Here is a 24,720-nt window from a genome sequence, read left to right as displayed (position 1 = left end):
GGGTCCGGTGCAGACCCGGCCGCCTCAGCCGACGCCGCTGGGTTCTTCTTCCGCCTCGCGCACCAGCGTGAACCGGTAGCCGACGTTGCGGACCGTGCCGATCAGCTGCTCGTGGTCCGGGCCCAGCTTCGCCCGCAGCCGCCGCACATGCACGTCGACCGTGCGCGTGCCGCCGTAGTAGTCGTAGCCCCAGACCTCGTGCAGCAGCTGGTCGCGGGTGAACACCCGGCCGGGGTGCTGGGCCAGGTACTTGAGCAGTTCGAATTCCTTGTAGGTCAGGTTCAGCGGCTGTCCGCCGACGCGCGCGCTGTAGCTGGCCTCGTCGATCACCACGCCGGAGGCGTGGATCTCCGTGCGGGTGTCCTGGTCGCCGGCACGGGCGCGGGCGATGACCAACCGCAGCCGCGCCTCGACTTCGGCCGGTCCGGCGGTTGCCAGCACCACGTCGTCGGCAAGCCAGTTGGCGCTGACGGCGGCCATGCCGCCTTCGGTGAGCACAAGCATCAGCGGTGCCCCCAGGCCGGTGGCCTTCAGCAACTGAGTGAGCGAGCGCGCCCCGGCCAGGTCCTTGCGGGCGTCAACCATGACCACGTCGGCCGGGCCGGTCTCCAGCAGGGCGGTCGGTTCGGCCGGCAGGATGTGGACCTTGTGGTTCAGCAGCTCGAGGGCGGGCAGGACGTCGATCGACGAGCCGGAACTGTTGGTCAACAGCAGAATGTGCGGCATGGTTCCTCCAGGGGTTTCGCGGCGCACATCATCGGGCCGGGCCCGGCAGGTCCTCACACACGCAGGCGCAGCCTGCCGGACGGTGGCATAAGTATAGCGCCGCGCCCCGCCGGGCCGCGGTTTCTCGCCCCGCCCCTGCGTCATAGGGCAGTATGACTAGCGTGAAAACGTGGATCGTCGCCGCAGCCGCTGCCGCCGTACTGTGCGCCGTCATCGGCGCCTCCTACCTCTCCCTCCCGGTGCTGACGGCGGCGGTGTGCGTCGCCGCGGTAGTGATCGGGATCGGCTGGCCGGTGTTGCTGGGCGTGCCCGCCAAGAAGACCCTTGCCGCTGTCATCTCCCTGGCCGGGATTGCGACGGCGGTGCTCGCCGGGATCGCGCCCGCCGGCATGCCGCTGCTCTGGATGGCCGTGGTGATTGCGCTCGGCGTGATGGCCGTCTTCCTGATCCAGCTGCTCCGCGGCACCGGCCAGCCCCGGCGGCTCGAATCGACCTTCGGCGCCAGCGCCGGCCTGGTGCTCACCTCGCTGGGCGCCGGCTGGGTGGCCGCCGACCGGCTCTCGGCCAATGCAAACAACGGCGGAATGATGCTGGTGACCGGGATCAGCATGCTGGTGGCCATCGGCGTCTGCCTGCTGCCCTGGCCCGACCGGATCGTCGCGCCGCTGGGCGTGGTCCTGGCCCCGCTGGCAGGGGCCCTGGCCGCCCCCTTGTTCTCCACCGTCCACATGCTGCCCGCCGCGGCGGTGGGCGCCGTCGCCGGCATCATCCTGGTCAGTTTCCGCCGGCTCGTGCTGGCCGACGGCGGTCCCACCCGGCTGCCGGCGATGCTCGCCGTCGGCGCCGCCCCGGTCATGGCCGCCGGATCGCTGGTCTACTTCCTGGAGCGGATGCTGCTGCGCTGAAATGAGCGGGGCCGAATGAGCGAGGTCACAGTGCGGGCCGGCGTCACGGGCAGGCATCCTGCGGCCGGGGCCGTTACTATGGAGCCATGTCGTATCTCGGTCTTGAAATTTTCTACCTGTCCCTGCTGGTCCTCGCCGGCCTTGGCATCGCGGGCTTTGCCTCGCTGGTGGTTTACCGCCTGTTCAAGGGCCAGAAGTAAGCGACCAAAGCTTAACGATGCCGATTGAACTCCCGACGGAGCTGACCCCGGAACTGGTGCCGCTGTCCTGGCTGCTGGGTACCTGGGAAGGTGCCGGCCGGTTGGGTGCGGGCGAGGAGGGGGACGAACATTTCGTCCAGAAGGCCACGTTCACGCAGAACGGCCTGCCCTACCTGCAGTACACCGCCGAGAGCTGGCTGACCGACGAGGATGGCAACCGGCTGCGCCCGCTGTCCGTGGAAACCGGCTTCTGGGCGCTGGACCGCAAGCTCAACGACGCCGACGTCGGCCCGGGCTTGGTCCCCGCCGAAATCGTGCCGGCCCTGAGGTCGGCGGACGAGGTCGAAGAGCTGCGCAACGCCGACGGCGGCTTCGATATCACCGCGACCATCGTGCACCCGGGCGGTATCTCCGAGCTCTATTACGGGCAGATCAAGGGTCCCCGCGTGCAGCTGAGCACCGACATGGTGATGCGCGGTTCGCAGTCCAAGGACTACAGCGCGGCCACGCGCATCTTCGGCCTGGTCAACAACGATCTTTACTGGCGCTGGGACGTTGCCGAGGCCAAGGGCAAGGACCTGGCCCCGCACGCCTCGGCGATCCTGGCCAAGCGCGCCTGACCGGGGAGGGAATTTGGCACGGCCGCCGGGAGTTGACGCCGGTATGACCTACCGCAGCCCTTTGCTCCTGCAACACGGCGCCGTCGAAGCCTCCGGGGCCGACGCGGGCGTCGCCGCCCACTACTCCGACCCGCTGCGCGAACAGCGCGCCCTGGCCCGCGGCGAGGCCGTCACGGACCTTTCCCACCGCGGGGTGGTGACGGTGGCCGGCGAAGACCGGCTGAGCTGGCTGAACACGCTCTCCTCGCAGTTGCTGCTGAACCTGAAGCCGGGCCAGTCCAGCGAAGCGCTGCTGCTCACCGTGCAGGGCCGGATCGAATACGACGCCCGCATTATCGACGACGGCGAACGCACCTGGCTGATCGTCGAATCCTTCGAGGCGGCGCCGCTGGCCGCATGGCTGGACAGAATGAAGTTCATGCTGCGGGTAGAGGTTGCCGATGTCTCCGCCGACTGGGCCGTGGTGGGGTCGGTCAGGCCGGTCCCGGCCTTCGAGGGCCGCCTCGTGTGGCAGGATCCGTGGCCGCAGATCGGTGCCGGCGGCTATGCCTACACCGGCATCGAGGAACCCAAGCACCCCGGCTTGGAACGGTCTTGGTACGAATACCTGCTGCCGGCAGCCGACCTGGAATCGGCCGTCTCCGGGCTGCAGTTGGCCGGGGTCTGGGCCGCCGAGGCGCTGCGGATTGCGGCGTGGCGGCCAAGGGTCGGGGCCGAGACCGACGAGAAGACCATTCCGCACGAACTGGACCTCATCCGTACCGCCGTGCACCTGGAGAAGGGCTGCTACAAGGGCCAGGAAACCATCGCCCGCGTGCACAACCTGGGCCGCCCGCCGCGCCGGCTGGTGTTCCTGCAGCTGGACGGTTCGCAGCACACGCTGCCGGTCCCGGGCAGCGACGTGATGCTCGGCGACAAGCGCGTCGGGGCGGTCACGTCCGCGGCTCAACACTACGAGATGGGACCGATTGCGCTGGCCGTGGTCAAGCGCTCGGTCGATCCGCAGGCGCAGCTGACCGTGCTGGACGACGGCGAGAGCTACGACGCCGCCCAGGAAGTGATTGTCACTCCCGATGCCGGCCAGGTGGTCGGCCGCCAGACCGGGTTCCTGCGCCCGCCGCGCTGAGCCGCGTCGGCGCGCACCCAGCCGCGTCGCGGCCCGCAGGTGCGCATGCGCTGCGCCGCGGTCAGCTCCGCTTCTGCAGGATCACTGAGGTCTGGGTGCCCGCGTCCCAGAATCCCAGGCTCGCGGCCAGCGCGCGGGAGGCCCTGTTCTCTTCGTGCGAGCGCCACTGCGGAATGAGTCCGGAGGAGAGCGCCTCGTGGCCGGCGATCGCCGCGATCAACGCGCCGGCTCCGCGGCGCCGGTAGGCGGGGGCGGTCAGCACGCCAACGTGGCCGAGGATCTGCTGCCACTCCTGGTAGCCGGCGCCGGCCATCGGGGTGCTGCCGTCCAGCAGCACGAACGACTTGTCCATGCCGGCCAGCCCCGCTTCGTGCGTGTCATCGGGCGGGCACCTGTCTTCGAGCCGGGCGACGTCGCTGCCCGCCGTGGACACCAGGGCCTCCCGTTCGGGCTGGACCACCGGCAGGTCTTCGGCGTAGGACAGCACGGCCTTGCCCAGACCGTGCCCGCCGTGCTCCCGGCTCAGCAGCATCAGCGTCTGGTGTTCGGCCAGGTCGTCGTCCGAGTACCGGGCGGCCGCGGCGACGGCCCATTCCGGCCCCACCAGCGCTGAGCGGCCGAACAAGCGCACGAAGGTGAGCGTCCCGGCGTCCTCGTTGATCCTGGTCAGCCGGTCGCCGGCCGCGGTGAAGGCGTTGTCGGAGAATCCGAGCAACCGCGCCCACGCCAGCAGCACAATGTCAGCCGTCCCTGCGTCCAATCGCATACCTGCCACACTACTGAACGCTTAGCCGAAGAGAACCCTTGCCTCGTCGTAACGATGCTGGGGGACGGTTTTTAGATTGTTCAGCGCCGACTCGAAGCCCACATGCACGACGTCCGTGCCCTTCAGGGCCACCATGGAGCCCCAGCGCTTCTCCACCACCGAGTCCACGGCCGCCATGCCCAGGCGGGTGGCCAGCACGCGGTCGTAGCCGGAGGGGACCCCGCCGCGCTGGATGTGCCCCAGCGTGGTGGCGCGCGTTTCGATCCCGGTGCGCGCCTCAAGTTCGGGGGCCAGCCGCTCGCCGATGCCGCCGAGCCTCGGCCGCCCGAAGCTGTCCACGCCGCGCTCGGCATGCGGGCCCAGTTCGCCGTCGGGGACCCAGCCCTCGGCCACCACCACCAGCGGCGCGCGGCCGCGCTTCTGCGCGTGCAGCACCCAGTCGGATACCTGATCCATGCTCACGCTCTGCTCGGGGATCAGGATGGCGTGCGCGCCGGTGGCCATGCCCGCGTGCAGCGCGATCCAGCCCACGTTGCGGCCCATCACCTCGGCGATCATGCAGCGGTGGTGCGATTCGCCGGTGGTGCGCAGCCGGTCGATCGCCTCGGTGGCGATCTGCACCGCGGTGTCGAAACCGAAGGTGTAGTCGGTGGCTTCCAGGTCGTTGTCGATGGTCTTGGGCACGCCGACGATCTTCAGCCCGCTTTGGGTGAGCCGGTAGGCGCCGGCCAGGGTGCCCTCGCCGCCGATCACGATCACCGCGTCCACGCCCAGCCGGTCCAGCGTCTGCTGGATCTTCTCCGGCCCGCCGTTGGGGCCCTCGAACGGGTTGGTGCGCGAGGTGCCCAGGATCGTGCCGCCCTGCTTGGAGATGCCGCGCACCTGGTGCCGCGGCAGTTCCATGATGTCGCCCTCCAGCACGCCGCGCCAGCCGTCGCGGAAGCCGACAAACTCGTGCCCGTGCGCGGTGATGCCCTTGAGCACGATGCCGCGGATCACCGCATTCAGGCCGGGGCAATCCCCGCCGCTGGTCATGATGCCAATCCTCATGGGTACTCCTTCTCGGTTGCTGGCCGGTCGGCGCGAGCACCCCATTGAGCCCGCCTCAATCCTATGCAGGAACCGGGGCCCGAGTCATTCCGGCCGTGAGCGGCTCCGGCGGCGGGGAGCCCTGCCGGGCGGGACGGCGCCTCAGGCGGGCAGCAGGCCGTGCTGCATGGCGACGACGACGGCGCGCGTGCGGTCGTCGACGTCGAGCTTGGCGAAGATCCGCAGCAGGTGCGTCTTCACCGTGGTCTCGGCGATGAACAGCCGGGCGGCGATTTCCGGGTTGCTCAGGCCGTCGGCCACGGCCCCCAGCACCTCGGTCTCCCGGGCCGACAGCGCCGGCGGCGCGGGCGAGCGCAGCCGGGAGACCAGCTTGGCCGCGATCGGCGGGGCCAGGACCGTTTCGCCCCGGGCGGCGGCGAAGACCGCGGCGATCAGCGCCTCGCCGGGGGTGTCCTTGAGCAGGTAGCCCACCGCGCCGGCCTCCACCGCGCGGACGATGTCGGCGTCGCCGTCGTAGGTGGTCAGGATCAGCACCTTGGTGCCCGGCCGGGCGGCAACGATCCGCGCCGTGGCGTCGGCGCCGTCCAGCCGCGGCATCCGCAGGTCCATCAGCACGACGTCGGCGCCCACCTCCAGCGCGGCACTCACCGCCGCGGCGCCGTCGGGAGCCTGGGCCACCACCTCCAGCCGGTCCTCGGTGCCCAGCAGGCCGGCCAGCCCGGCGCGGACCACGGGGTGATCGTCGGCGATGACGACCCGGATGCGCGGGGCTTCGGTGGCGGCCCCGGTGTCGTTGCCAGGGCTGTCCGGTCGGGGTTCAGCGGACATTGCCGGCTCCTTGCAGCTGCAGCGGGATGTTCATGGTCAGCCGGGTGCCGACGCCCGGCGCCGAGCGCACGTCGAGGCTGCCGCCGATTTCGGACAGCCGCTCGGCCATGGCGCGCAGCCCGTAGCTGTCGCCTGAGGTCCGCGCCGCGGGGACGAAGCCGGCGCCGTCGTCGTCCACGGAGAGCACCAGGGACGCTCCGTCGAGGTGCAGCCGCAGCCGCGCGGAGCCCGCCCCGGCGTGCCGGCGGACATTGTTCAGGGCCTCCTGCGCGGCCCGCAGCACCACCACCTGCTGCGCCGGCGTCAGTTCCGGCAGCGCCGCCGGCAGCTCCACGCTCAGCCGGGCGCCGTCCAGGCCGGTGGCCTCGAGCCGCCGCAGCGCGCCGAGCAGGTCGCCGCCGGCCAGCTGCGTGGGGCCGGAGGCCGCGATGAGGGCCCGCGCTTCCTGCAGGTTGTCCCGTGCGGTGTCCCGGATCCCGGCCAGGGAGGACGCAAGCACCGCCGGGACCGGGGTGCCGGCCTTGCGCAGCTGCGCCTGGGCCGCCTCCGAGAGCATCACGATCGAGGTGAAGCCCTGCGCCAGCGTGTCGTGGATCTCGCGGGCCATCCGCTCCCGCTCGGCCATGGCGCCCTGGCGCTCGTGCGCGGCCCCCAGTTCCGCCCGGGCGGCGTTGAGCTCCGCGATCAGGTCCGCCCGCTGCTCGCTCTGTTCGATGATCTTGTAGATCCACAGGCCCAGGAGCGTGCTGGCCAGGAAGGAGATCACCGCCTGCAGCCCGGCGGCCAGCAATCCGGCGGCGCCGGTGCCGTACAGGTGCAGCTGGCCGGCGGCCACGAGCACGCAGATCAGCGCGGAGGCGGCAACGCCGTTGCGCTCCGACCCCGCGAACATCCACACCTGCGGGAACGCGATGAAGAGGATGATCGAGCCGGCGCCGGAGAGGAACGCCAGGTAGGTCACCACGGCGATCAGCAGCACCACGTACAGCTTCGGCTTCCAGGTGTGCAGGTCCTTCGCCCGGGTCAGGAACGGGTAGGCGGCCCCGAGCAGAACGAGGGACGCCACCGCCGATGCCTTGGCGGGATTCCCCGCCTCGGCGCTGACCCAGACGATGACGGCGACGGTCGCCAGCGCCACGTAAAACCCGAGGTGCCACCACTTCAGGCCCCGGAACCAGATCGAGTCCCCAACGGACGGCGGGGCAGTCGCCGGCGGGACCGCTGATTCACTCATGGCATCACCTTACGACGGCCCCGCCGCCCGGCCGGCGCGGCGCCCTGCCGCGGGGGACTACTTCTGCGGCGGCCAACGGAACATCAGCCGGGTCAGCACCAGGCCGGCGGCCAGCCAGCTGAGGATCACGACGGCGGACATCCCCAGGTTCCAGCTCCCGCCGGGCTCCACGGCCTCCCAGCCCTCCGGCAGGAACACCGAGCGCATGCCGCTGGCCGTCCAGCGCAGCGGCGTCAGGTCCGCGAGGCCGCGCAGCCAGTCCGGGATCTGCGGGAACGGGAAATAGATGCCGGAGATGAAGGACAGCAGCAGCGGCGGCACGGCGGCCATGGTGGAGGCGGAGGGCCCGGACCTGGCCAGGCAGGCGAAGGCGATCCCCGCCGCCGACCAGGCCGCCGTGGAGCCCAGGAGCAGCCACGCGAACGTCAGCCAGGCGTCCGCCGTCGCCGGCAGGGGCACGTCGAACAGGAACCGCGCGCCCAGCAACAGCAGGGCCGATTGCGTCAGGATCAGGACCAGCGTCATGCCGGTCTTGCCCAGGAAGTAGGACAGGCTGGGCAGCGGCGTTCCGGCCAGCCGCTTGATGCTGCCGTTGAACCGTTCGGTGGTCACGTAGGCGCTGAGGTTTTGGAAGCCGCTCAGGACCGTGCCCAGCGCCAGCATCGCGGGCAGGAAGTACTCGGCCGGGCGCAGCAGCGACTCCGGCCGCGCCGGATCGCCCATCGACGCGTCCTCGCCGAAGACGGTGCTGAACAGGGCCATCATGATCAGCGGGAACAGCAGGGTGAAGACCACCGCGGCCGGGTCGCGCGAGAACATCCGCACCTCCAGCAGCGTCCGTTTCCAGCCCAGCAGCACGGCGTTCGGCCGCCAGGCCCGGCCTGCCCCGGGGCGGCCGGGTGTCGAGGGGGCGGACGTTGAGGGGCCGGATGTCGAGGGGGACGGGGCGTTCATGCGGCGTCGGTCCTGTCCGTGCCGTGCTGCTGCAGCAACTGCAGGTAGATGTCCTCGAGGTGCGGCACGCGCACCTGCAGGTTGGCCGGCTCGTGCCGCCCGCCGCCGCTGAGCCGGTGCACCAGCGCCGCCGGCTCGTCGGTGGTCTCAAGGTGGTCGCCGGCCTCGTCCGTCCAGCTGACCCTGGGCCGGCGCAGTGCCGCCCCGCCGATCGTTGCGGGCGTGCCTTCGGCCACCAGCCGTCCCGCGGCGATGACGCCCAGCCGGTCCGCCAGCTGCTCGGCTTCGTCGAGGTAGTGCGTCGTGAGCACGATCGTGGTGCCGTCGGAACCCAGGCGGCGGATCAGCTCCCAGAAGGACCGCCTGGCCTCCGGGTCGAAGCCGGTCGTCGGTTCGTCCAGGAACAACAGGTCGGGATTGCCGATCAGGCCCATGGCCACGTCCAGCCGCCGGCGCTGGCCGCCGGAGAGGGCGCCGATCCGCGCGCCGGCCTTTTCCTCCAGCCCGACGGCGGCGATCACCTCGTCGACCGGGCGCGGGGCGGGGTAGTAGGCGGCGAGGGCGCGCAGCGATTCGGCCACCTTCAGCTCGCCGGCATCGGTGGCCTCTTGCAGCACGACTCCGATGCGTGCACGGAACGATGGCGCCGCCCGGTACGGGTCGACGCCGAGCACGGCGGCGCGGCCGGAAGTCGGCTTCCGGTGGCCCTCCATCATCTCGATGGTGGTGGATTTGCCGGCCCCGTTGGGCCCGAGCAGCGCGTACGTTTCGCCCGTGCGGATCTGCAGCGTGATGCCGTCCACGGCGCGGAAGGTTCCGCCGCCGGCACGGGGGTACTCCTTCACCAACCGGTCGAGGACGACGGCGGCGCCCGGCGGGGCAGGATCGGAGGCGGCTGGCTCCGGGCGGCCGGGGGCCGGTGCGCCCGGGGCGTCCTGCGCGGCGCGGGCGGTGGCGGGTGTTCTCATGCTTCCAGCATGCTCCGCCCGGGGCCGTGGCCGGCACGTCCGTCCTGCCGACTCTCTTGTCCTCCGGCCGGTGGACAGCGGATCAGGATTTGCGGGCGAGCAGCTTCTCCAGCGCGATGCTGCCGTCGTACTTCGGCAGCAGCAGCCACAACACGAGATAGGTGCCGATGCCGACGCCGGGGAAGAGGAAGACCAGCAGGGTGGCGATCCGCACCCACATCACGTCCCAGCCGAACTTGGCGGCAATGCCGCCGCAAATGCCGGCGACCCAGCGGTCGGGGCCGCGACGGACGGGGCTGGAGCGGAGCACTCGGTAAAAGGTATCCATGGCACCATGCTTTCGTGTTCGGGAGCTATTGTCACTGCCGGTTCGTCGAAGGCGGCCCGCGCGGGTGGCGCGGGCCGCCTTGGTTGTCGGTCTGGGTGGGGTGCGGTCCTGTCGGTCCCGGGCTAGCGGTCCCGGTTGCGGGTGGCGCTCAGGACGCCGGCGACCACCAGGGCGATGCCGGAGCCGATCAGCAGGGCGATCATCACATAGGCCCAGTTGAAGCTGATGTCCCACCAGGTCCCGGCGAGCACCAGCAGGCCGACGGCCACGGCGATCAAGCCCCAGATGATGGTGCCGACGCGGGGACGGCGGTCCTGGTCGCGGTTCAGTTGGCTGCTCATCGGATTTCCTCCAGTTCGCTGACGGTCACGATGTCGACGTTGCTGGCCACGCCCCGGACGGCCAGGACGATTTCCGGCGCCCCGCCGTCGTCGTTGATGGTGTAGCTTCCCGGCTGCCAGAACCCGGACTGCCGTCCGCTGTCCGCGCCGGTGACGTATTCGACGTTGCCCAGCGCCATCTGCGTTTCCACCTTCACCGGGACGTCGTCGGGGATGATGACGGTGATGGAGGAGGCCACGGCGTTGACCGGGACGAGGGCCGGGCCGCCGAAACGGGAACCGGAGACGGCGCGCAGGTCCACGGTGCCGTCGCCGGCCACGACGCTGTAGCCGTCACCCTGGGCCGGGGTCGCGGCCGAGGTCCAGGTCCGGCTCGAGGCGATGGCGTAGTTGGAGGCCGTCCACTGCGTTCCCGCGAAGAAGGCCAGCGCCAGGACCAGTCCCACAGCGGCCAGGAAACCGAGGACGCCGGAGGTGCGGCCGACGGCGCCCAGCACCACGACGCCGATGCCGATCACGACCAGCGCCGCGGCGATGGCGACGGGCACGACATTCCGGCCCAGCTCAACGAATTCCAGCGCGTTGAGCCCCAGGACCACGCCGGCGGCCAGCATGGCGGCGCCCAGGGTCAGGGCGATGGCCGCACCCGAGGGGCCGCGGGGGGCGGGCTTGTAGGGCCGCGGCGCGGGCTGGGGATACGGGCGCGGCTGCGGATAGGCCTGCCGCGGCGGGCCCTGGTGGCCGCCGTGGCCCGCGTTACCGTATCCGGTCGCGGAAGCCGGCGTCGAACCGTAGGCAGTGCCGGTGGTGCCGGAGGTGCCGGGGGCACCGTAGTAGGCGGAGGTACCGCTGCCGGTGGCCGGTGCGGGCGGGAAGCCGTCCGCTCCGGTCGGTGCCGAATCCGGTGCGCCTGCCTTGTTGCGCGTGGCGAGCCAGTAGATGAAGAACCCCACCGCGCCCAGCCAGATCACGGCCCAGACGAAGCCGCCGAAGCCCCAGCCGCCGTCGTTGTTGAACCCGAAGATCCAGCTGAACGGGCGGCTGAACACGCCGAGGACCGTGAAGATCACCGCGCCGGTCATGCCTGCCGTCCAGTTGCTGCGGCCGGCTTCTTCGGCATGGATCCGGCCGTCCGGCTCGGGCAGCAGGGCCCAGGCCACGCCGTAGAGCAGCACGCCGATGCCGCCGAAGACGGCGAGCAGGATGAACAGCCCGCGGACCAGGATCGGGTCCAGCCCGATCCGGTGCGCGACGCCGGAGGCCACCCCGCCGATCCAGCGGTCCTGCCCGCGGGAAACCCCGAGGTTGCGGAACCAGCTGAAGAACGCGTTGCTCTGCGCCGGGAAGCCGCCGGCGGGCGGCGGCGGGTAAGCGCCGGCGCTGCCCGGAGGCGGCGGCGGGAAGTTACCGCCGCCTCCGTCATGGCCGGCGTAGCCGGTCCCGTCGGCCCCGGCCGCGTTTGCGTAGCCGGGATCGTGGTAGCCGGCGCCCAGCGGCAGGGTGGGGTTGGTGCCCGGAAGGATGGGCTGGGTCGGATTGGCGGGTGCGTCGTCGTCCTCTGCCGCCTGGACGGTCCGGGGCTCTGCGGAAGCGGGCGCCTGGGGCGCTGCCGGGGCGGATTCCTGCCCGGATTCGGGAACTGCCGGTTGCTGGTCCGGTTCGTCTGTTCGGTCGGTGCCGTCGTTATCCGACGGGCTCGGTGCGTGTGAGGTCATGGTTTGATCATTCCAACCGGCAGCCCTCTCCTCTATGGGGTGCCACCCTGACCCTTCCCTGACCGGCCGGCCGGGTTCCCCTGATTCGGCGCCCGGCGGTAGGTCGGGTGCGCCCACGCGTGCTTGGATTGACCCATGAGAGAACCGCTCGTCCGCTCCACCGAGGACCGCATCATCGCGGGCGTGTGTACCGGCCTGGCCCGGCACCTGGACACCTCGGTCGGGATCGTCCGGGTCGGCATGGTGGTCCTGGCGATCGCCGGGGGAGCGGGTGTGCTGCTCTATGTCTGGCTTTGGCTGCTGGTGCCGACCGCGGCCGACGAGGCCCTGGCAGCCGAGCGCGCCTTTAATCCCCGCGGCATCGCGGAGAATTTTGCACGGGGATTCGGCCCGCCGCGTCCCGGCCAGGAGGGGAACGGCCGACCGGTCGTGCAGGCGGCCGGCCTGCCTGCGGGCCGCCCCGTCGCTCAGCCCGGCCCGCCCCCGCACCGCCCGGGCGGGCAACCCGGAGCGCTTCCACAGGCCGCCGGCGCCCCGCGGCTGATGCAGCGCGGCGGCAAGGAAATCCTGATCGGCGCGGCCCTGGTCCTCGCGGGCGGCGCCGTCGTCGCCCAACTGGCGGGCATCAACCTGCCGTGGGGGACCTGGCTGCCGGTCCTCGCCATCGCGGCCGGCGCGGTGATCGCTTGGATGCAGCTGGATGATTCCCGGCGCAGCGGCCTGATGGACCGCGCCGGGGCGACCGGGGCGCAAGGCGCCGTGCGGTTGCTGGCCGGGCTGGTCCTAGTGGTGGCCGGCATCGTCACCATGGTGTCCGGTTCGATTACCTGGGAGGCCATGTGGCCCACGCTGTTTGCCTCGCTGGCCGTCCTGGCCGGGGTCCTGCTGGTTTTGGCGCCGTGGGTGCTGAAGTACTGGCGGGACCTGGAGACGGAACGCTCCGGCCGGATCCGGGAAACCGAACGCGCGGAGATCGCCGCGCACCTGCACGATTCGGTGCTGCAGACGCTCGCCCTGATCCAGAACCGCGCCGGTTCGGAACACGACGTCACCCGGTTGGCCCGCGCCCAGGAACGGGAACTGCGCGAATGGCTCTACCGGGACAGGCGGCAGGAAGAGGGCAACCTGGTGGACCGCGTGAAGGCGGTGGCCGCGGAAATCGAAGACGCCTACGGGCATCCCGTGGACGTGGTCGCCGTGGGCGACAGCGACATGACCGACCGGCACGAGGTCCTGGTGCACGCCACCCGGGAGGCGGTGCAGAACGCGGCGAAGCACGCCGGCGGCCCCATCTCCGTCTACGTTGAATGCACGCCGGGCAGCAGCGAAATCTTCGTCCGGGACCGCGGTCCCGGGTTCGAGCCCGCCGCCGTGCCGCCGGACCGGATGGGCGTGCGCGAATCACTGATCGGCCGGATGGAGCGGCACGGCGGCCAGGCAAAAATCCGCAACACCGGCAGCGGCACCGAAGTCCATCTCAGCCTGCAGCACCCCCAGGAAGGAACCGCATCGTGACCGAACCCATCCGCGTGGTCGTCGTCGACGACCACGCCATCTTCCGTTCCGGCTTGAAAGCGGACCTGGACGGGCGGATCGAGGTGGTCGCCGAGGCCGCGACCGTGGAGCAAGCGATCGCGGCCATCCACGAGCAGCGGCCCGCGGTCGTCCTCCTGGACGTGCACCTGCCCGGAGGCAGGGGCGGCGGCGGGGCCGAGGTTGTCGCGGGCTGCGCCGACCTGCTGGCGGAGACCAAATTCCTGGCGCTGAGCGTGTCCGACTCCGCCGAAGACGTCGTCACCGTCATCCGGGCCGGCGCCCGCGGGTACGTCACCAAGACAATCTCCGGCGCCGAAATATCCGACGCCGTGGAGCGCGTGGCCGGAGGCGACGCTGCGTTCTCGCCGCGGCTGGCCGGGTTCGTCCTGGACGCCTTCGGCACCGCAGCCGTAGCCAACGTTGACGACGAACTGGACAAGCTCTCCGCGCGCGAACTGGAGGTCATGCGGCTCATCGCCCGCGGCTACCAGTACAAGGAAGTAGCCAAGGAACTGTTCATCTCCATCAAGACCGTCGAAACGCACGTCTCGTCCGTGCTGCGCAAGCTCCAGCTGTCCTCCCGGCACGAACTGACCCGCTGGGCTGTTGACCGCCGGATCCTATAGCAGGGGCACCGGGCCCTGTCGTACCCCCAGGCGCCGGTGGTAGCTTGGGGGAACTGTCAGGACCGACGAGCGCAGGAGGATTCATGACCGACTCCCCACGGCACGACGAACTTCCGCTGCCGGACTACGACCACATACCCCTGGGCACGCTCCCGACCCGGATCACCGGGCTGGACGAGCAGGGAATGACGGAGCTCCTGACCTACGAGCGGGAGCATGGAAACCGGCTCCCGGTCGTCCAGGTCCTTGAGCGCCGGCTCGAGGAGTTGCGCGCCGGAGCAGAGCCAAGCGGGACCACGGTGCCGGACATGCCCGAGGTCGGCGGAAGCCAAGGCGGCTCCGCGGCGCAGCCGGAAACCTCGGGCCCACGGGTCGTGCCGCCGTTCCACGGCAATCCGGCCCACCAGTCCCAGCCGGAAAAGTAGCCGGAACGCCACCCGGCCGGGCTGCCCCTCGGCAGTCCGGCCGGGAGCGTATCCGGCGGCTACTTGGCTTTCGCCAGGAAATCCTGCAGCCGACCGACGCCGGTAGCCAGGTCTTCGTCGCCGAGGGCGTAGGACAACCGCACGAAGCCGGACGGCCCGAAGGCCTCGCCGGGAACGACGGCGACCTCGACCTCGTCGAGGATCAGCGCGGCGAGCTCGGCGGAGGTCGCCGGACGGATGGTGCCGTCCGCCGTCGGGAATTCCTTGCCCAGCAGCCCGCGGACGTCGGCGTAGGCGTAGAACGCGCCCTCCGGCGTCGGGCATTCGACGCCGGCTATGGCGTTCAGGCCCTCGACCATGGCCTTGCGGCGCCGGTCGAAGGCAACCTTCATCTCGTCCACCGCGGTCAGCGGTCCGGACACGGCGGCCAGCGCCGCCATCTGGGACACGTTGGCCACGTTGGAGGTGGCGTGGGACTGCATATTGGTGGCGGCCTTGACCACGTCCTTCGGGCCGATCATCCAGCCCACCCGCCAGCCGGTCATGGCGTAGGTCTTGGCCACGCCGTTGAGGATGACGACCTTGTCGCCCAGCTCCGGCGCGGCCGTCGCGATGGAGGTGAAGGGCACGCCGTCGTAGGTGAGGTGCTCGTAGATCTCGTCGGTGATGACCCACAGGCCCTTGGACGCGGCCCACCGGCCGATCTCGGCAACCTGTTCCGGCTGGTAGACGGCACCGGTCGGGTTGGACGGGGAGACGAAGAGCAGCACCTTGGTTTTGTCGGTCAGCGCGCCTTCGAGCTGGTCGACGGTGACCAGATAGCCCTGCTCCGGCCCGGCGAAGACCTCCACCGGGACGCCGCCGGCCAGCCGGATCGCCTCGGGGTAGGTGGTCCAGAACGGCGTGGGGACCAGGACCTCGTCGCCCGGATCCAACAAGGTGGCGAAGGATTCGTACACGGCCTGCTTGCCGCCGTTGGTCACCAGCACCTGGGCGGGGTCCACCCGGTAGCCGGAATCGCGCAGCGTCTTGTCCGCGATGGCCTGCTTCAGTTCGGGCAGGCCGCCGGCGGGGGAGTAGCGGTGGAAGCGCGGCTGGCGGGCGGCCTCGATGGCGGCCTCCACGATGTAGTCCGGGGTCGGGAAGTCCGGTTCGCCCGCCCCGAAGCCGATCACCGGCCGCCCGGCAGCCTTCAGCGCTTTTGCCTTGGCATCGACGGCGAGGGTGGCGGATTCGGCGATGGACGCAATGCGCCGGGAGACGCGGGCGTTGGCAGGCATGGTGTTCCCGTCTTCAGTAGCGTGTAGGACTGTTCCTTAGTCTAGGTGCAGGCCGAGTCCGGGTGCAGCCCGTCGGGGGTACGGCCCGTTGCCGGTGCCCGCCCGGCCCCTTGGTCAGCGGGCCGGCGGAAATGTTGCATAATGGATCAGTCGCCTTGTGGGCGGCAAACGGGGTTCGGTTCGACGTCGGCGCATCGCTGGCGTAAACTGGATCTTCGGTGTTGAAAACGCCATGATGTTCCATGCCCGCGCGGCGGGGGCATCCGGCAGTATTCGGCTCCATAGGGTAGTGGCGCAATTGGTAGCGCAGCGGTCTCCAAAACCGCAGGTTGCAGGTTCGAGTCCTGTCTGCCCTGCGCAGAACCGCCGCAGGCATAAACTGCAGCAGTTCAGCATCCCAGCACGAAGCAGCGGTCCAGGCCGGCCGAGGCCGTCCGGAGGCCGGACACCGGACAGAATGAGTGAGGCCAGGTTGACCGATACGTCTTCCAGCAGTCCCCAGGGACGCCCCACCGGACGAAAGACCGAGAAGCGCGGTCTCTTCGCCCGGATCATTTTGTTTGTCCGCCAGGTCGTTGCCGAACTCAAAAAGGTCGTCACGCCGACCCGCAAGGAATTGCTGAACTACACGCTGGTGGTGATCGCTTTTGTGGCGGTCATGATGTTGATCGTCACGGCACTGGATCTGGTTTTCGGCCAGGGCGCGTTCTTCGTCTTCGGAGACGGCATACCCGAACAGTAACGTCCGCGTTGCGGCAGCCGTACGGATGGATACGACGACGGCGCAAAGCCGCCGCGAGTCAAGTGAGCTGAAGAAGAAAGCAGGAAGCTAAGTGTCCGACCAGGAACTCGAAGCCCAGAACTCCGAAGAGAACGCGGAGCTGGAAGCCGACGAGCAGGTTACCGGGACCGGCGCCGACGAGGTGCCGGCTTTTGGCGTTGACGCCGCAGAAGAGGCTGCCGGTGCCGATCTGGCGAGCGAGCTTGACCAGGCCGCCGACGACGCCCCCGTCCTCGACGAGGCCGCCGAAGCCGCCGCCGAGGCGGACCTGACCGAAGCCGAGGCCGCCGACGGGGCCCCGGAGGAGACCGGGCCGGCCGAAGAAGCCGAAGAGGTTGAGCAGACCGAAGAGGAAGCCCTCGAAGCATTCCGTGCCAAGCTGCGCCGCCAGCCCGGCGACTGGTACGTCATCCACTCCTACGCCGGCTACGAAAACCGTGTGAAGGTCAACCTGGAGACCCGCATCCAGACCCTGAACATGGAAGACTTCATCTACGAGATCCAGGTCCCGATGGAAGAGGTCGTGGAGATCAAGAACACCACGCGCAAGCTGGTCAAGCGCGTGCGCATCCCGGGTTACGTGCTGGTCCGGATGGACCTGACCGACGCCTCGTGGGGCGCCGTCCGCCACACCCCCGGCGTGACCGGGTTCGTCGGCAACGCCCACAACCCGGTGCCGCTGAGCCTGAAGGAAGTTGCTTCCATGCTGGAGCACACCATCACGGGCACCAAGACGGAAGCCGGCGGCAAGGCTGCGGGCAAGTCGGCGGCACCGAGCACGCCGATCACCGTCAACTTCGAGGTCGGCGAGTCCGTCACCGTCAATGACGGGCCGTTCGAGACGCTGCCGGCAACGATTTCGGAAATCAAGCCGGAATCCCAGCAGCTGGTGGTGCTGGTGACCATCTTTGAGCGCGAAACCCCGGTGACGCTCTCGTTCAGCCAGGTCACCAAGATCCACTAACCAAGACTTCGTGCGGATACGGACCCGCTTTGTCCGAATCCGCACGGCCGGCCGCCAAGCCATGGCGGCCAACCACCGCCGGCACGCTCCTGTGCCGCCGGTACGTAATGTGAGAGAAGGACCCGATATGGCCCCCAAGAAAAAGGTCACCGGCCTCATCAAGCTCCAGATCCAGGCAGGCGCCGCCAACCCGGCCCCGCCTATCGGTCCGGCGCTTGGTCAGCACGGTGTCAACATCATGGAATTCTGCAAGGCGTACAACGCCGCCACGGAATCCCAGCGCGGAAACGTGATCCCGGTTGAAATCACGGTCTACGAAGACCGTTCCTTCACCTTTATCACCAAGACCCCGCCGGCCGCCGAGCTGATCAAGAAGGCCGCAGGCGTGCAGAAGGGTTCGGCTACCCCGCACACCAACAAGGTTGCGAAGCTGACCCAGGCGCAGGTCGATGAGATCGCCGGCACCAAGATGGCTGACCTCAACGCCAACGACATCAAGGCTGCCGCCAAGATCATCGCCGGCACCGCCCGTTCCATGGGCATCGAGGTGGAGGGCTAAACACCCTCAACCCGGAGGCCGAAGGACAGATGTCCAGCAAGGCCTTCACCAAGACAATTCACAAAACGACGGCGACACAGCTCGCCACAGGTGGGAACACAGCCGTCGTTGTGGCAGGGCCGGGCGCGGTCCGCAGACCACAACTGCACAAGGAGAAAAAGCAGATGGCAAAGCGCAGCAAAGCATATGAGGCAGCTGTAGCCAAGATCGAGGCGGACAAGGTTTACGCCCCGGTCGAGGCAATCACTCTCGCCAAGGAGACCAACCCGTCCAAGTTCGACGCGACCGTCGAGGTGGCTTTCCGCCTCAGCGTCGACCCGCGCAAGGCAGACCAGATGGTCCGCGGCACGGTGAACCTGCCGCACGGCACCGGCAAGACCGCCCGCGTGCTGGTCTTCGCCACCGGCGACAAGGCCGAGGCCGCTATCGCCGCGGGCGCCGACTTCGTTGGCTCTGACGACCTGATCGAAAAGATCCAGGGCGGCTGGACCGACTTCGACGCCGCCGTGGCGACCCCGGAACTGATGGGCAAGGTCGGCCGCCTGGGCAAGGTCCTCGGCCCCCGCAACCTGATGCCGAACCCGAAGACCGGAACGGTGACCCCGGACGTTACCAAGGCCGTCAACGACATCAAGGGCGGCAAGATCGACTTCCGCGTCGACAAGCACGCCAACCTCCACTTCATCATCGGCAAGGTGTCCTTCGACGCCAACAAGCTGGTGGAGAACTACGCCGCCGCCCTGGAAGAGGTGCTGCGCCTGAAGCCGTCGGCCTCCAAGGGCCGGTACATCGCGAAGGCCACCATCACCACCACCTTCGGCCCTGGCATCTCCGTGGACCCGAACGTCACCAAGGTGGCCGTGGAGGCCTAACCGGGACTTCAGGTTCGCCGGCAACGGCGCACACTTAGGCTATGGCCGCAGCACATGCTGCGGCCATAGCCCGTTTAAGCGGAAGGTAGTGCGGCTTAAGCGGGAGATAGTCCGGCGCGGCGGGATGCAGTAATGTGATTGGCACTACTCAATCACTGCCTCGCTGCCGAGGAGCACGCATGCCCAAGACCTCGATCACGATCGCGCCGCTGCCGATCCCGCCCGCCCTTCAGGGCCCGGGCGGCGCGGACTTTGCCGCCTCCGCCGAGCTGGCCAACCTGGTCAACGGGCTGATCTGGGGCAACAACGATTTTTGGGTGAGCCCGGCGGTGCGGCTCGAGGGGGCGCGGCCGAACGACTACTCGGTGACGTATCTCTGGGCGGCCAGGGACGGGGACCGGCACGTCGGGCGTGCACTGCTCGAGCTGTCGCTGCAAGACAACCCGCGCAACGGGTACGTTTTTGTGGCCGTACATCCCGACTACCGGCGGCGGGGCGTGGGAAGCAGACTGCTGGCCGAAGCCGAGGCCTGTGCCGCCCGCCGGGGCCGGACCACGCTTCAGGCCTGGAGCGAACATCCCGCCGGATTTGATCCAGGAGGCCCGGACATGCTCCGGCCGGGGACCGGGGCCGGGGCCCTGCCGGCCTCCGCGCCGGCCGTGCGCTTCGCGCTGGCCGGCGGATTCCGGCTCGAACAGGTGGAGCGGTGCAGCAGGATGCCGCTCCCCGCCGACCAGGACAGTCTGGCGGCCCGCGCGTCGGCGGCTGCGGGGAAGGCCGGCGCGGACTACCGCTTGGTCGAGTGGGCCGACAGTTGCCCGCCGGACTGGGTGGACCAGTACGCGGCCCTGCGGCAGCGGATGAGCACCGACGTCCCGCTGGGTGACCTGGACTACGAGGAAGAGGCGTGGGATGCCGCCCGGGTCCGCCACCATGAGGAGGAGCTGCGGCGCAAGGGCGGCCGCTGCCTGGTGGTCGCGGCCGGGCATGTGCCCAGCGGCCGGCTGGTGGGCCACACCGTGCTGGAATTCTTCCCGGAGCAGCCCGAGGTGGTCTTCCAGGAGGACACGCTGGTGCTGCAGGCCCACCGTGGCAACGGCCTGGGCCTGTGGATCAAGGCCCGCAACCTGCAGCGGGTGGCGGAGGCGTGGCCGCAGGGGCGCCGGCTCTACACCTGGAACGCCGACGAAAACAGCCACATGCTGGACATCAACACCGCCCTCGGCTTCGCTCCGGCCGGGTACGAGGCCGCCTGGCAGAAGAAGCTGCGTCCGGGGCCGCAGGCCGGGGAGACCCGCCCGGCCGGCGCCGCGTGACGGCGTACCGGGCGTGTTCGTACACGTGTCGCCGGAGCGTCATGCTACGCGCCGGTAACCGGCAGCGGCGGTTACGATGTCAGCGCGCCGGCATGCTGCCGGGTGTGGCGGGAGGGCCGATGGAACGCAGGACGCTGGTTGACACGGTGGCGGAAGACCTGCTGGAGCAGATCATCGCCGGCCGGATGGCGCCCGGCGACGCGCTGCCCACCGAAGCCGAGATCGCCGCCCGGTCGCAGGTCAGCCGGCTGACCGTCCGGGAAGCCCTCACCATGCTGCGGGCGATGAACGTGATCAGCATCCAGCGGGGCCGCGGCACGTTTATCAATCCGCCCGGGAAGTGGACCTCGGTCGAGGCCGTCGTCCGCGCCGCGGCGCACAGCATGAGCGACTCCGCCGCCTCGCGGCAGTTGCTCGAAGTGCGGCGCCTGGTCGAGTCCGGGGCCGCCGCGCTGGCTGCGCTCCGCCGCACCGCTGCGGACCTGGAGTTGCTGCGCGGGGAGCTGGAGTCGATGGCCGCCGCGGACGCCGCGGGCGACGCGGATGCCTTCGTCGAAGCCGACCGGCTGTTCCACACGGTGGTCCTCAAGGCGTCCGGCAATATCCTCTTTCCGGCGGTCTTCGTGCCGATGGGTCGGGTGCTGGCCGACGCGCGGCGGGAAGCGTTTGGGGCGCAGGCTGTGCGCACCCGCACCCTCGCCATGCACCGCAGGGTGCTCGCCGCCGTCGAAAGCGGGGACGCCCATGGAGCCCGCGAGGCGATGGAGGATCACGTGGACCAGGTCCAGGACGACCTCGACGCCAATGCCGCCGGCCCGGCGAGAGCCTCCGCGCTGCGGTCGGCCGCCGGCTGATCCGTCCGGGGGTGCAGTCGTGGGCGCGGCTCCGGGCCGCCGATTTGGCGTCCGGCGGCAGGATCCCGTAACCTTGAAGAACCAAAGACCGTCGGTCGTTGAAATCCTCCACGTTTTCAACCGAAAGTCCCATGCCTGGGACGGCCTGCGCAGGTGAACGAAGCATTGCCCCGCCGCCGTAACTCCGGTGCGGGAACCAAGCCCCGTGCGCCTGCATGGGGCGTTTTTTATGCGTGCGACCCGAACCACCGGCACTATTCCCCGGAAGGAGGGTTATGGCAACGCCAACCAAGGTGGCAGCCGTTGAAGAAATCACCAGCGATTTCAAGGAATCCAGCGCTGCAGTCCTAACCGAATACCGCGGGCTTACCGTTGCACAGCTCAAGGAGCTGCGTGTTTCTCTCGGCCAGGACACCAAGTTCTCGGTCGTCAAGAACACCCTGACTGGCATTGCAGCCAAGGAAGCCGGCATCGACGCGTTCGAAGGCCAGCTTTCCGGACCCACTGCTATCGCCTTCATCAAGGGTGACGCCGTTGCAGCCGCCAAGTCCCTGACGGATTTCGCAAAGTCCAACCCGCAGCTCATCATCAAGACCGGTATCTTCGAGGGCAAGGCCCTGGATGCAACCGCCGTTGCTGCGCTGGCCGCTCTCGAATCCCGCGAGCACCAGCTGGCCCGCGTCGCCGGTGTCCTCAAGGCGCCGATGTCCGCACTGGCCCGCACCCTCGATGCGCTGCGCATCAAGCAGGAGGAGAACGGCGGCGCCGCTGCCGAAGCTCCGGCCGAAGCTGCCGAAGCCGAAGCTCCCGCTGCCGAAGCAACCGAGGCCCCGGCCGAGGCTGCCGCCGAAGAGCAGTAAGACTCTTCACCAACCAACTCTTGGTGCGGACACACCAGCCGCATCACCTATCAGGAAGGACGCCAACCATGGCGAAGCTCACCAACGAAGAGCTCATTGAAGCTTTCAAGGAACTGACCATCATCGAGCTCTCCGAGTTCGTCAAGCTGTTCGAGGAGACCTTCGACGTCACCGCTGCAGCCGTTGCCGTTGCGGGCCCCGCAGCCGGCGGCGCCGGCGAAGCCGCTGCTGAGGAGCAGACCGAGTTCGACGTCGTCCTCGAAGCTGCCGGCGACAAGAAGATCGCAGTGATCAAGGAAGTCCGCGCGCTGACCTCCCTGGGCCTCAAGGAAGCCAAGGACCTGGTCGACAGTGCTCCGAAGGCCGTCCTCGAAGGCGCCACCAAGGAAGCCGCCGACAAGGCCAAGGAAGTTCTCGAGGCTGCCGGCGCGACCGTCACCCTCAAGTAAGCTCTCTTTAGCTTCCGCAAAGCCCCGCCGCCCCACCGGGCGGCGGGGCTTTGTGCTGTGCGGGCCGGAACCAGCAGCCGGTGCCCCGGCGGCTCAGCGGGCCCGGCGGGCTCAGGCCGGGTCGGAGATGTCGGCGACGGTGGCGCCGAGCGCGGAGGTCAGCGCATCGGCGTCGACGAAGGCGGAGTAACCGTGTTCCCCGGCGCCCAGCGATATCCGCCGGCCGCGGATGGACTCGTCGGCGTACACGGGCCAGGCCGTGCTGCTGCCCAGCGGGGTGATGGTGCCGCGCCGGTATCCCGTCGCCGTGTAGGCAACATCGGCGTGCGGCAGCGAAAGTTTGTTGACCCCCAGCAGCGAGCGGAGCTTGGGCCAGGAGATCTGCCGGTCGCCGGGAATGAGGGCGAACAGGAACGAGCCGTCCTTGTGCTTGATGACCAGGGTCTTGACGATGTCGGCCTCGGCGATGCCCAGCAGCTGCGCGGCCTCCGCGAGGCTGCGGGCGCCGGCGCGTTCGGCGACGTCGACCTTCAGGGAGTGGGCTTGGGCGCCGGCCAGGAAACGCTGCAGGCCGGCCGGCAGGGCAGGTGCACCGGAGTCGTTGCTCATGCCCGGTTCAAGCCCCGGCGCCCGCCCGGTATTCCCGGCCGGGCCGCCGGGGGCCGCCCGGAACCGCTAGTCCCGGTAGAGCAGCAGCGCCTCGCCCTGGCCGCCGCCGCCGCACAGGGAGACCGCGGCCTTGCCGGTGCCGCGCCGGCGCAGTTCCAAGGCGGCCGTCAGCGCCAGCCGGGTGCCGGAGGCGCCGATCGGATGGCCCAATGCGATGGCCCCGCCGTGGATGTTGCACTTCTCCAGCGGGTAGTCCAGGTCCTGCAGCGACTGCACCGCCACGGCCCCGAAGGCTTCGTTGATCTCGATGAAGTCCAGGTCGGCCGTGGTCCAGCCCGCACGCTTGAGCGCCTGGGTGATTGCGTTGGACGGCTGCGACTGCAACGAGGTGTCCGGTCCGGCCACCTGCCCCGGACGGCCGACGACGGCGAGCCAGTCCAGGCCGTTGTCCTCGGCAAAGCCGCGGGTCGCGACCACGACGGCGGCCGCGCCGTCGGACAGGGGGGAGGAGTTGCCGGCGGTGATGGTGCCGTCCTTGGCAAACGCCGGGCGCAGCGGGGCCAGGCTTTCCACGCTGGTCTGCGGGCGGACACCCTCGTCGCTGTCGACCACCAGGTCCTCGCCCTTGCGCTGCGGCACCGCGACGGGGACGATCTCGTCGTCGAAGACCCCGTTCTTGGCGGCGGCGGCGGCGCGCTGGTGGGAGGCGGCGGCCACTTCGTCCTGCGCTTCGCGGGGAATGCCCAGCTCGGCGTTCCGGCGCTCGGTGGAGACGCCCATCGACTCGTGGTCGAAAGCATCGGTGAGGCCGTCGTGGGCGGTGGCATCGAGGGCGGTCAGGCTGCCGTAGGTCCAGCCCTGGCGGGAACCGGGCAGCAGGTGCGGGCCGTTGGTCATCGACTCCTGCCCGCCGGCCACCACCACCTGCGCCTCGCCGCAGCGGATCAGCCGGGCGGCGTCGGTGACGGCGGCCAGCCCGGAGAGGCAAACCTTGTTGATCGTCACGGTCGGCACGTTCCAGCCCAGTCCGGCGGCGATGGCCGCCTGCCGGGCGGGGTTCTGGCCGGCGCCCGCCTGGATGACGTGCCCCATGATGACCGCGTCCACCTGTTCGGGGGCGACGCCGGAGCGGTCCAGCGCCGCGGCGATCGCTTTGCCGCCGAGTTGGACGGCGGTGAAGGACGCGAGCTGGCCGTTCAGTCGTCCCGTGGGCGTGCGTGCGCCGTTCAGGATGACGACGTCGTCGCGGCTGCTGTTGTTCTCGGCCATGGTGTCGATGCCTCTTTTCCGCGCCTGTGGCCTGCGCAAGCAGGGGCCACATGGCTGCTGCCGTGGGTATGATCTGCTTCACAGATTACCCGTGTTTGGGCAACTCGCCTGGAGCGCGGGCCGGAAATTGCGGGCGGGCCGGTATATGCTGGTGGCGTTGTCCCGGGGAAGACAACCGCGAAGACGCCCCTTTCGCACCGCGTTTCGCACCGCAGGCCGCTCGAATCCCGATGGCGGGGGAGCGGTGACTGGTGCCTGCCCGGCATGTTGGACAAGCCGCGACGCGGTGCCGTACACTAAGTATTTGCGTCTTCCCTCAAAACCTTTGGCCTTCATATAGCGGTGGGCTTCGCCACGCCCTATCTGTGTTTAACTGCAGATCGTGCGGCGGGCAAGGATCATATAGCGGATCCAGGTGATGTCCGGACCCCATTCGGGGTGCCGGCGGTGCGGAAGCGCAGGACAAGCCTGAAGGTCTGTGGAAGGATCCCTCTTGGTCGCCTCGAGCACCTCTAATACCGATACCGCTAACAGCCTGCTGGACGCCTCGTCGAACGAC

At 69.7% G+C, this 24,720-nt stretch carries 28 protein-coding genes and 1 tRNA gene; 15 read left to right on the top strand and 14 right to left on the bottom strand.

Going from position 1 to position 24,720, the window contains the following annotated elements:
* Positions 1 to 24: 24 nt before the first annotated feature.
* A complete protein-coding gene (locus tag AC5RW2_RS31270; protein WP_494074892.1) occupies positions 25 to 726 on the bottom strand; it encodes a winged helix-turn-helix transcriptional regulator in 702 nt (233 codons plus the stop codon).
* Between the two features lie 161 nt (positions 727 to 887).
* On the opposite strand from AC5RW2_RS31270, the gene AC5RW2_RS31265 reads away from it, so the two are divergent.
* From AC5RW2_RS31265 to ygfZ, 3 genes are all read left to right on the top strand, one after another.
* Positions 888 to 1,631, top strand: a complete 744-nt coding sequence (locus AC5RW2_RS31265) for a hypothetical protein (RefSeq protein ID WP_494074891.1) — start codon at positions 888 to 890, stop codon at positions 1,629 to 1,631.
* Positions 1,632 to 1,848: 217 nt separating this feature from the next.
* The gene (locus AC5RW2_RS31260) at positions 1,849 to 2,451 is read left to right on the top strand and encodes a nitrobindin family protein (RefSeq protein ID WP_493980177.1); all 603 of its coding nucleotides are present in this window, start codon (positions 1,849 to 1,851) and stop codon (positions 2,449 to 2,451) included.
* Positions 2,452 to 2,494: 43 nt separating this feature from the next.
* On the top strand, positions 2,495 to 3,577 hold the full coding sequence (gene ygfZ, locus AC5RW2_RS31255) for a CAF17-like 4Fe-4S cluster assembly/insertion protein YgfZ (RefSeq protein WP_494000522.1): 1,083 nt from the start codon (positions 2,495 to 2,497) through the stop codon (positions 3,575 to 3,577).
* 61 nt (positions 3,578 to 3,638) lie between these two features.
* Here the strand turns inward: ygfZ and AC5RW2_RS31250 are convergent, their stop codons facing one another.
* The 9 genes from AC5RW2_RS31250 to AC5RW2_RS31210 form a co-directional block, all read right to left on the bottom strand.
* Positions 3,639 to 4,343 carry a GNAT family N-acetyltransferase gene (locus AC5RW2_RS31250; RefSeq protein ID WP_494074890.1) on the bottom strand — a complete coding sequence of 235 codons (705 nt, stop codon included), beginning with the start codon at positions 4,341 to 4,343 and terminating at the stop codon, positions 3,639 to 3,641.
* A 21-nt stretch (positions 4,344 to 4,364) separates the two neighbouring features.
* Positions 4,365 to 5,393 carry a 6-phosphofructokinase gene (locus AC5RW2_RS31245; protein ID WP_494000520.1) on the bottom strand — a complete coding sequence of 343 codons (1,029 nt, stop codon included), beginning with the start codon at positions 5,391 to 5,393 and terminating at the stop codon, positions 4,365 to 4,367.
* A 141-nt stretch (positions 5,394 to 5,534) separates the two neighbouring features.
* Positions 5,535 to 6,221 (bottom strand): response regulator, encoded by a 687-nt coding sequence (locus AC5RW2_RS31240; RefSeq protein WP_494074889.1) that lies wholly within the window; start codon positions 6,219 to 6,221, stop codon positions 5,535 to 5,537.
* Entirely contained in the window at positions 6,211 to 7,455 is a 1,245-nt protein-coding gene (locus AC5RW2_RS31235) for a sensor histidine kinase (protein WP_494074888.1), read from the bottom strand. The genes AC5RW2_RS31240 and AC5RW2_RS31235 overlap by 11 nt, the downstream gene beginning before the upstream one ends.
* 57 nt (positions 7,456 to 7,512) lie before the next feature.
* Positions 7,513 to 8,409 carry an ABC transporter permease gene (locus tag AC5RW2_RS31230; protein WP_494074887.1) on the bottom strand — a complete coding sequence of 299 codons (897 nt, stop codon included), beginning with the start codon at positions 8,407 to 8,409 and terminating at the stop codon, positions 7,513 to 7,515.
* Positions 8,406 to 9,377 (bottom strand): ABC transporter ATP-binding protein, encoded by a 972-nt coding sequence (locus tag AC5RW2_RS31225; RefSeq protein WP_494074886.1) that lies wholly within the window; start codon positions 9,375 to 9,377, stop codon positions 8,406 to 8,408. The genes AC5RW2_RS31230 and AC5RW2_RS31225 overlap by 4 nt, the downstream gene beginning before the upstream one ends.
* An 82-nt stretch (positions 9,378 to 9,459) precedes the next feature.
* Positions 9,460 to 9,705 carry a PspC domain-containing protein gene (locus tag AC5RW2_RS31220; protein WP_494074885.1) on the bottom strand — a complete coding sequence of 82 codons (246 nt, stop codon included), beginning with the start codon at positions 9,703 to 9,705 and terminating at the stop codon, positions 9,460 to 9,462.
* 122 nt (positions 9,706 to 9,827) lie between these two features.
* On the bottom strand, positions 9,828 to 10,046 hold the full coding sequence (locus tag AC5RW2_RS31215; RefSeq protein WP_493980168.1) for a hypothetical protein: 219 nt from the start codon (positions 10,044 to 10,046) through the stop codon (positions 9,828 to 9,830).
* On the bottom strand, positions 10,043 to 11,761 hold the full coding sequence (locus tag AC5RW2_RS31210) for a PspC domain-containing protein (RefSeq protein ID WP_494074884.1): 1,719 nt from the start codon (positions 11,759 to 11,761) through the stop codon (positions 10,043 to 10,045). The genes AC5RW2_RS31215 and AC5RW2_RS31210 overlap by 4 nt, the downstream gene beginning before the upstream one ends.
* 135 nt (positions 11,762 to 11,896) lie before the next feature.
* On the opposite strand from AC5RW2_RS31210, the gene AC5RW2_RS31205 reads away from it, so the two are divergent.
* The 3 genes from AC5RW2_RS31205 (at position 11,897) to AC5RW2_RS31195 (ending at position 14,348) form a co-directional block, all read left to right on the top strand.
* The gene (locus AC5RW2_RS31205; RefSeq protein WP_494074883.1) at positions 11,897 to 13,276 is read left to right on the top strand and encodes an ATP-binding protein; all 1,380 of its coding nucleotides are present in this window, start codon (positions 11,897 to 11,899) and stop codon (positions 13,274 to 13,276) included.
* Positions 13,273 to 13,923, top strand: a complete 651-nt coding sequence (locus tag AC5RW2_RS31200; RefSeq protein ID WP_494000511.1) for a LuxR C-terminal-related transcriptional regulator — start codon at positions 13,273 to 13,275, stop codon at positions 13,921 to 13,923. Before AC5RW2_RS31205 ends, AC5RW2_RS31200 begins: the two co-directional genes overlap by 4 nt.
* Before the next feature lie 83 nt (positions 13,924 to 14,006).
* Entirely contained in the window at positions 14,007 to 14,348 is a 342-nt protein-coding gene (locus tag AC5RW2_RS31195) for a DUF8129 domain-containing protein (RefSeq protein ID WP_494012740.1), read from the top strand.
* Between the two features lie 59 nt (positions 14,349 to 14,407).
* Here the strand turns inward: AC5RW2_RS31195 and AC5RW2_RS31190 are convergent, their stop codons facing one another.
* Positions 14,408 to 15,628: a pyridoxal phosphate-dependent aminotransferase gene (locus AC5RW2_RS31190; protein ID WP_494022477.1), complete on the bottom strand. Its 1,221-nt coding sequence runs from the start codon at positions 15,626 to 15,628 to the stop codon at positions 14,408 to 14,410.
* A gap of 283 nt (positions 15,629 to 15,911) precedes the next feature.
* Here AC5RW2_RS31190 and AC5RW2_RS31185 point away from each other — a divergent pair.
* From AC5RW2_RS31185 to rplL, 9 genes are all read left to right on the top strand, one after another.
* Positions 15,912 to 15,984 (top strand) — tRNA-Trp (locus tag AC5RW2_RS31185).
* A 101-nt stretch (positions 15,985 to 16,085) separates the two neighbouring features.
* Entirely contained in the window at positions 16,086 to 16,370 is a 285-nt protein-coding gene (secE, locus tag AC5RW2_RS31180; protein ID WP_494025431.1) for a preprotein translocase subunit SecE, read from the top strand.
* Positions 16,371 to 16,461: 91 nt separating this feature from the next.
* Positions 16,462 to 17,373, top strand: coding sequence for a transcription termination/antitermination protein NusG (gene nusG / locus AC5RW2_RS31175; protein ID WP_494074882.1), 912 nt, complete (start codon positions 16,462 to 16,464; stop codon positions 17,371 to 17,373).
* A gap of 127 nt (positions 17,374 to 17,500) precedes the next feature.
* Positions 17,501 to 17,932, top strand: a complete 432-nt coding sequence (gene rplK / locus AC5RW2_RS31170; protein ID WP_493979247.1) for a 50S ribosomal protein L11 — start codon at positions 17,501 to 17,503, stop codon at positions 17,930 to 17,932.
* Positions 17,933 to 18,096: 164 nt separating this feature from the next.
* The gene (gene rplA / locus AC5RW2_RS31165; RefSeq protein WP_494000506.1) at positions 18,097 to 18,804 is read left to right on the top strand and encodes a 50S ribosomal protein L1; all 708 of its coding nucleotides are present in this window, start codon (positions 18,097 to 18,099) and stop codon (positions 18,802 to 18,804) included.
* A 179-nt stretch (positions 18,805 to 18,983) separates the two neighbouring features.
* Positions 18,984 to 20,120 (top strand): GNAT family N-acetyltransferase, encoded by a 1,137-nt coding sequence (locus AC5RW2_RS31160; RefSeq protein ID WP_494074881.1) that lies wholly within the window; start codon positions 18,984 to 18,986, stop codon positions 20,118 to 20,120.
* Positions 20,121 to 20,239: 119 nt separating this feature from the next.
* Entirely contained in the window at positions 20,240 to 20,974 is a 735-nt protein-coding gene (locus tag AC5RW2_RS31155) for a FadR/GntR family transcriptional regulator (RefSeq protein ID WP_494074880.1), read from the top strand.
* 275 nt (positions 20,975 to 21,249) lie between these two features.
* Positions 21,250 to 21,834 (top strand): 50S ribosomal protein L10, encoded by a 585-nt coding sequence (rplJ, locus tag AC5RW2_RS31150; protein ID WP_494012736.1) that lies wholly within the window; start codon positions 21,250 to 21,252, stop codon positions 21,832 to 21,834.
* A gap of 68 nt (positions 21,835 to 21,902) precedes the next feature.
* Positions 21,903 to 22,283 carry a 50S ribosomal protein L7/L12 gene (rplL, locus tag AC5RW2_RS31145; RefSeq protein WP_494000502.1) on the top strand — a complete coding sequence of 127 codons (381 nt, stop codon included), beginning with the start codon at positions 21,903 to 21,905 and terminating at the stop codon, positions 22,281 to 22,283.
* A gap of 111 nt (positions 22,284 to 22,394) precedes the next feature.
* Here the strand turns inward: rplL and AC5RW2_RS31140 are convergent, their stop codons facing one another.
* The 3 genes from AC5RW2_RS31140 to AC5RW2_RS31130 form a co-directional block, all read right to left on the bottom strand.
* The gene (locus tag AC5RW2_RS31140; RefSeq protein WP_494000501.1) at positions 22,395 to 22,892 is read right to left on the bottom strand and encodes an aminoacyl-tRNA deacylase; all 498 of its coding nucleotides are present in this window, start codon (positions 22,890 to 22,892) and stop codon (positions 22,395 to 22,397) included.
* Positions 22,893 to 22,958: 66 nt separating this feature from the next.
* Positions 22,959 to 24,161, bottom strand: a complete 1,203-nt coding sequence (locus AC5RW2_RS31135) for an acetyl-CoA C-acetyltransferase (RefSeq protein ID WP_494012734.1) — start codon at positions 24,159 to 24,161, stop codon at positions 22,959 to 22,961.
* Between the two features lie 369 nt (positions 24,162 to 24,530).
* A partial coding sequence (locus AC5RW2_RS31130; RefSeq protein WP_494074879.1) for a hypothetical protein occupies positions 24,531 to 24,720 on the bottom strand: 190 nt, incomplete at its 5' end.

The organism is Arthrobacter sp. B0316-1-20 (assembly GCF_059091865.1).
Note: the sequence above shows the minus strand (reverse complement) of the source record. Positions and strands in the feature narration are given on the sequence as shown.

Coding starts and splice junctions, on each gene's coding strand:
- rplL (WP_494000502.1), top strand. CDS start 21,903: ATGGCGAAGCTCACCAACGAAGAGCTCATTGAAGCTTTCAAGGAACTG.
- AC5RW2_RS31135 (WP_494012734.1), bottom strand. CDS start 24,161: ATGGCCGAGAACAACAGCAGCCGCGACGACGTCGTCATCCTGAACGGC.
- AC5RW2_RS31225 (WP_494074886.1), bottom strand. CDS start 9,377: ATGAGAACACCCGCCACCGCCCGCGCCGCGCAGGACGCCCCGGGCGCA.
- AC5RW2_RS31195 (WP_494012740.1), top strand. CDS start 14,007: ATGACCGACTCCCCACGGCACGACGAACTTCCGCTGCCGGACTACGAC.
- AC5RW2_RS31230 (WP_494074887.1), bottom strand. CDS start 8,409: ATGAACGCCCCGTCCCCCTCGACATCCGGCCCCTCAACGTCCGCCCCC.
- AC5RW2_RS31260 (WP_493980177.1), top strand. CDS start 1,849: ATGCCGATTGAACTCCCGACGGAGCTGACCCCGGAACTGGTGCCGCTG.
- AC5RW2_RS31205 (WP_494074883.1), top strand. CDS start 11,897: ATGAGAGAACCGCTCGTCCGCTCCACCGAGGACCGCATCATCGCGGGC.
- secE (WP_494025431.1), top strand. CDS start 16,086: ATGAGTGAGGCCAGGTTGACCGATACGTCTTCCAGCAGTCCCCAGGGA.
- rplJ (WP_494012736.1), top strand. CDS start 21,250: ATGGCAACGCCAACCAAGGTGGCAGCCGTTGAAGAAATCACCAGCGAT.
- AC5RW2_RS31160 (WP_494074881.1), top strand. CDS start 18,984: ATGCCCAAGACCTCGATCACGATCGCGCCGCTGCCGATCCCGCCCGCC.
- AC5RW2_RS31240 (WP_494074889.1), bottom strand. CDS start 6,221: ATGTCCGCTGAACCCCGACCGGACAGCCCTGGCAACGACACCGGGGCC.
- rplA (WP_494000506.1), top strand. CDS start 18,097: ATGGCAAAGCGCAGCAAAGCATATGAGGCAGCTGTAGCCAAGATCGAG.
- AC5RW2_RS31250 (WP_494074890.1), bottom strand. CDS start 4,343: ATGCGATTGGACGCAGGGACGGCTGACATTGTGCTGCTGGCGTGGGCG.
- rplK (WP_493979247.1), top strand. CDS start 17,501: ATGGCCCCCAAGAAAAAGGTCACCGGCCTCATCAAGCTCCAGATCCAG.
- AC5RW2_RS31215 (WP_493980168.1), bottom strand. CDS start 10,046: ATGAGCAGCCAACTGAACCGCGACCAGGACCGCCGTCCCCGCGTCGGC.
- AC5RW2_RS31140 (WP_494000501.1), bottom strand. CDS start 22,892: ATGAGCAACGACTCCGGTGCACCTGCCCTGCCGGCCGGCCTGCAGCGT.
- AC5RW2_RS31245 (WP_494000520.1), bottom strand. CDS start 5,393: ATGAGGATTGGCATCATGACCAGCGGCGGGGATTGCCCCGGCCTGAAT.
- AC5RW2_RS31190 (WP_494022477.1), bottom strand. CDS start 15,628: ATGCCTGCCAACGCCCGCGTCTCCCGGCGCATTGCGTCCATCGCCGAA.
- AC5RW2_RS31155 (WP_494074880.1), top strand. CDS start 20,240: ATGGAACGCAGGACGCTGGTTGACACGGTGGCGGAAGACCTGCTGGAG.
- ygfZ (WP_494000522.1), top strand. CDS start 2,495: ATGACCTACCGCAGCCCTTTGCTCCTGCAACACGGCGCCGTCGAAGCC.
- AC5RW2_RS31220 (WP_494074885.1), bottom strand. CDS start 9,705: ATGGATACCTTTTACCGAGTGCTCCGCTCCAGCCCCGTCCGTCGCGGC.
- AC5RW2_RS31235 (WP_494074888.1), bottom strand. CDS start 7,455: ATGAGTGAATCAGCGGTCCCGCCGGCGACTGCCCCGCCGTCCGTTGGG.
- AC5RW2_RS31210 (WP_494074884.1), bottom strand. CDS start 11,761: ATGACCTCACACGCACCGAGCCCGTCGGATAACGACGGCACCGACCGA.
- AC5RW2_RS31270 (WP_494074892.1), bottom strand. CDS start 726: ATGCCGCACATTCTGCTGTTGACCAACAGTTCCGGCTCGTCGATCGAC.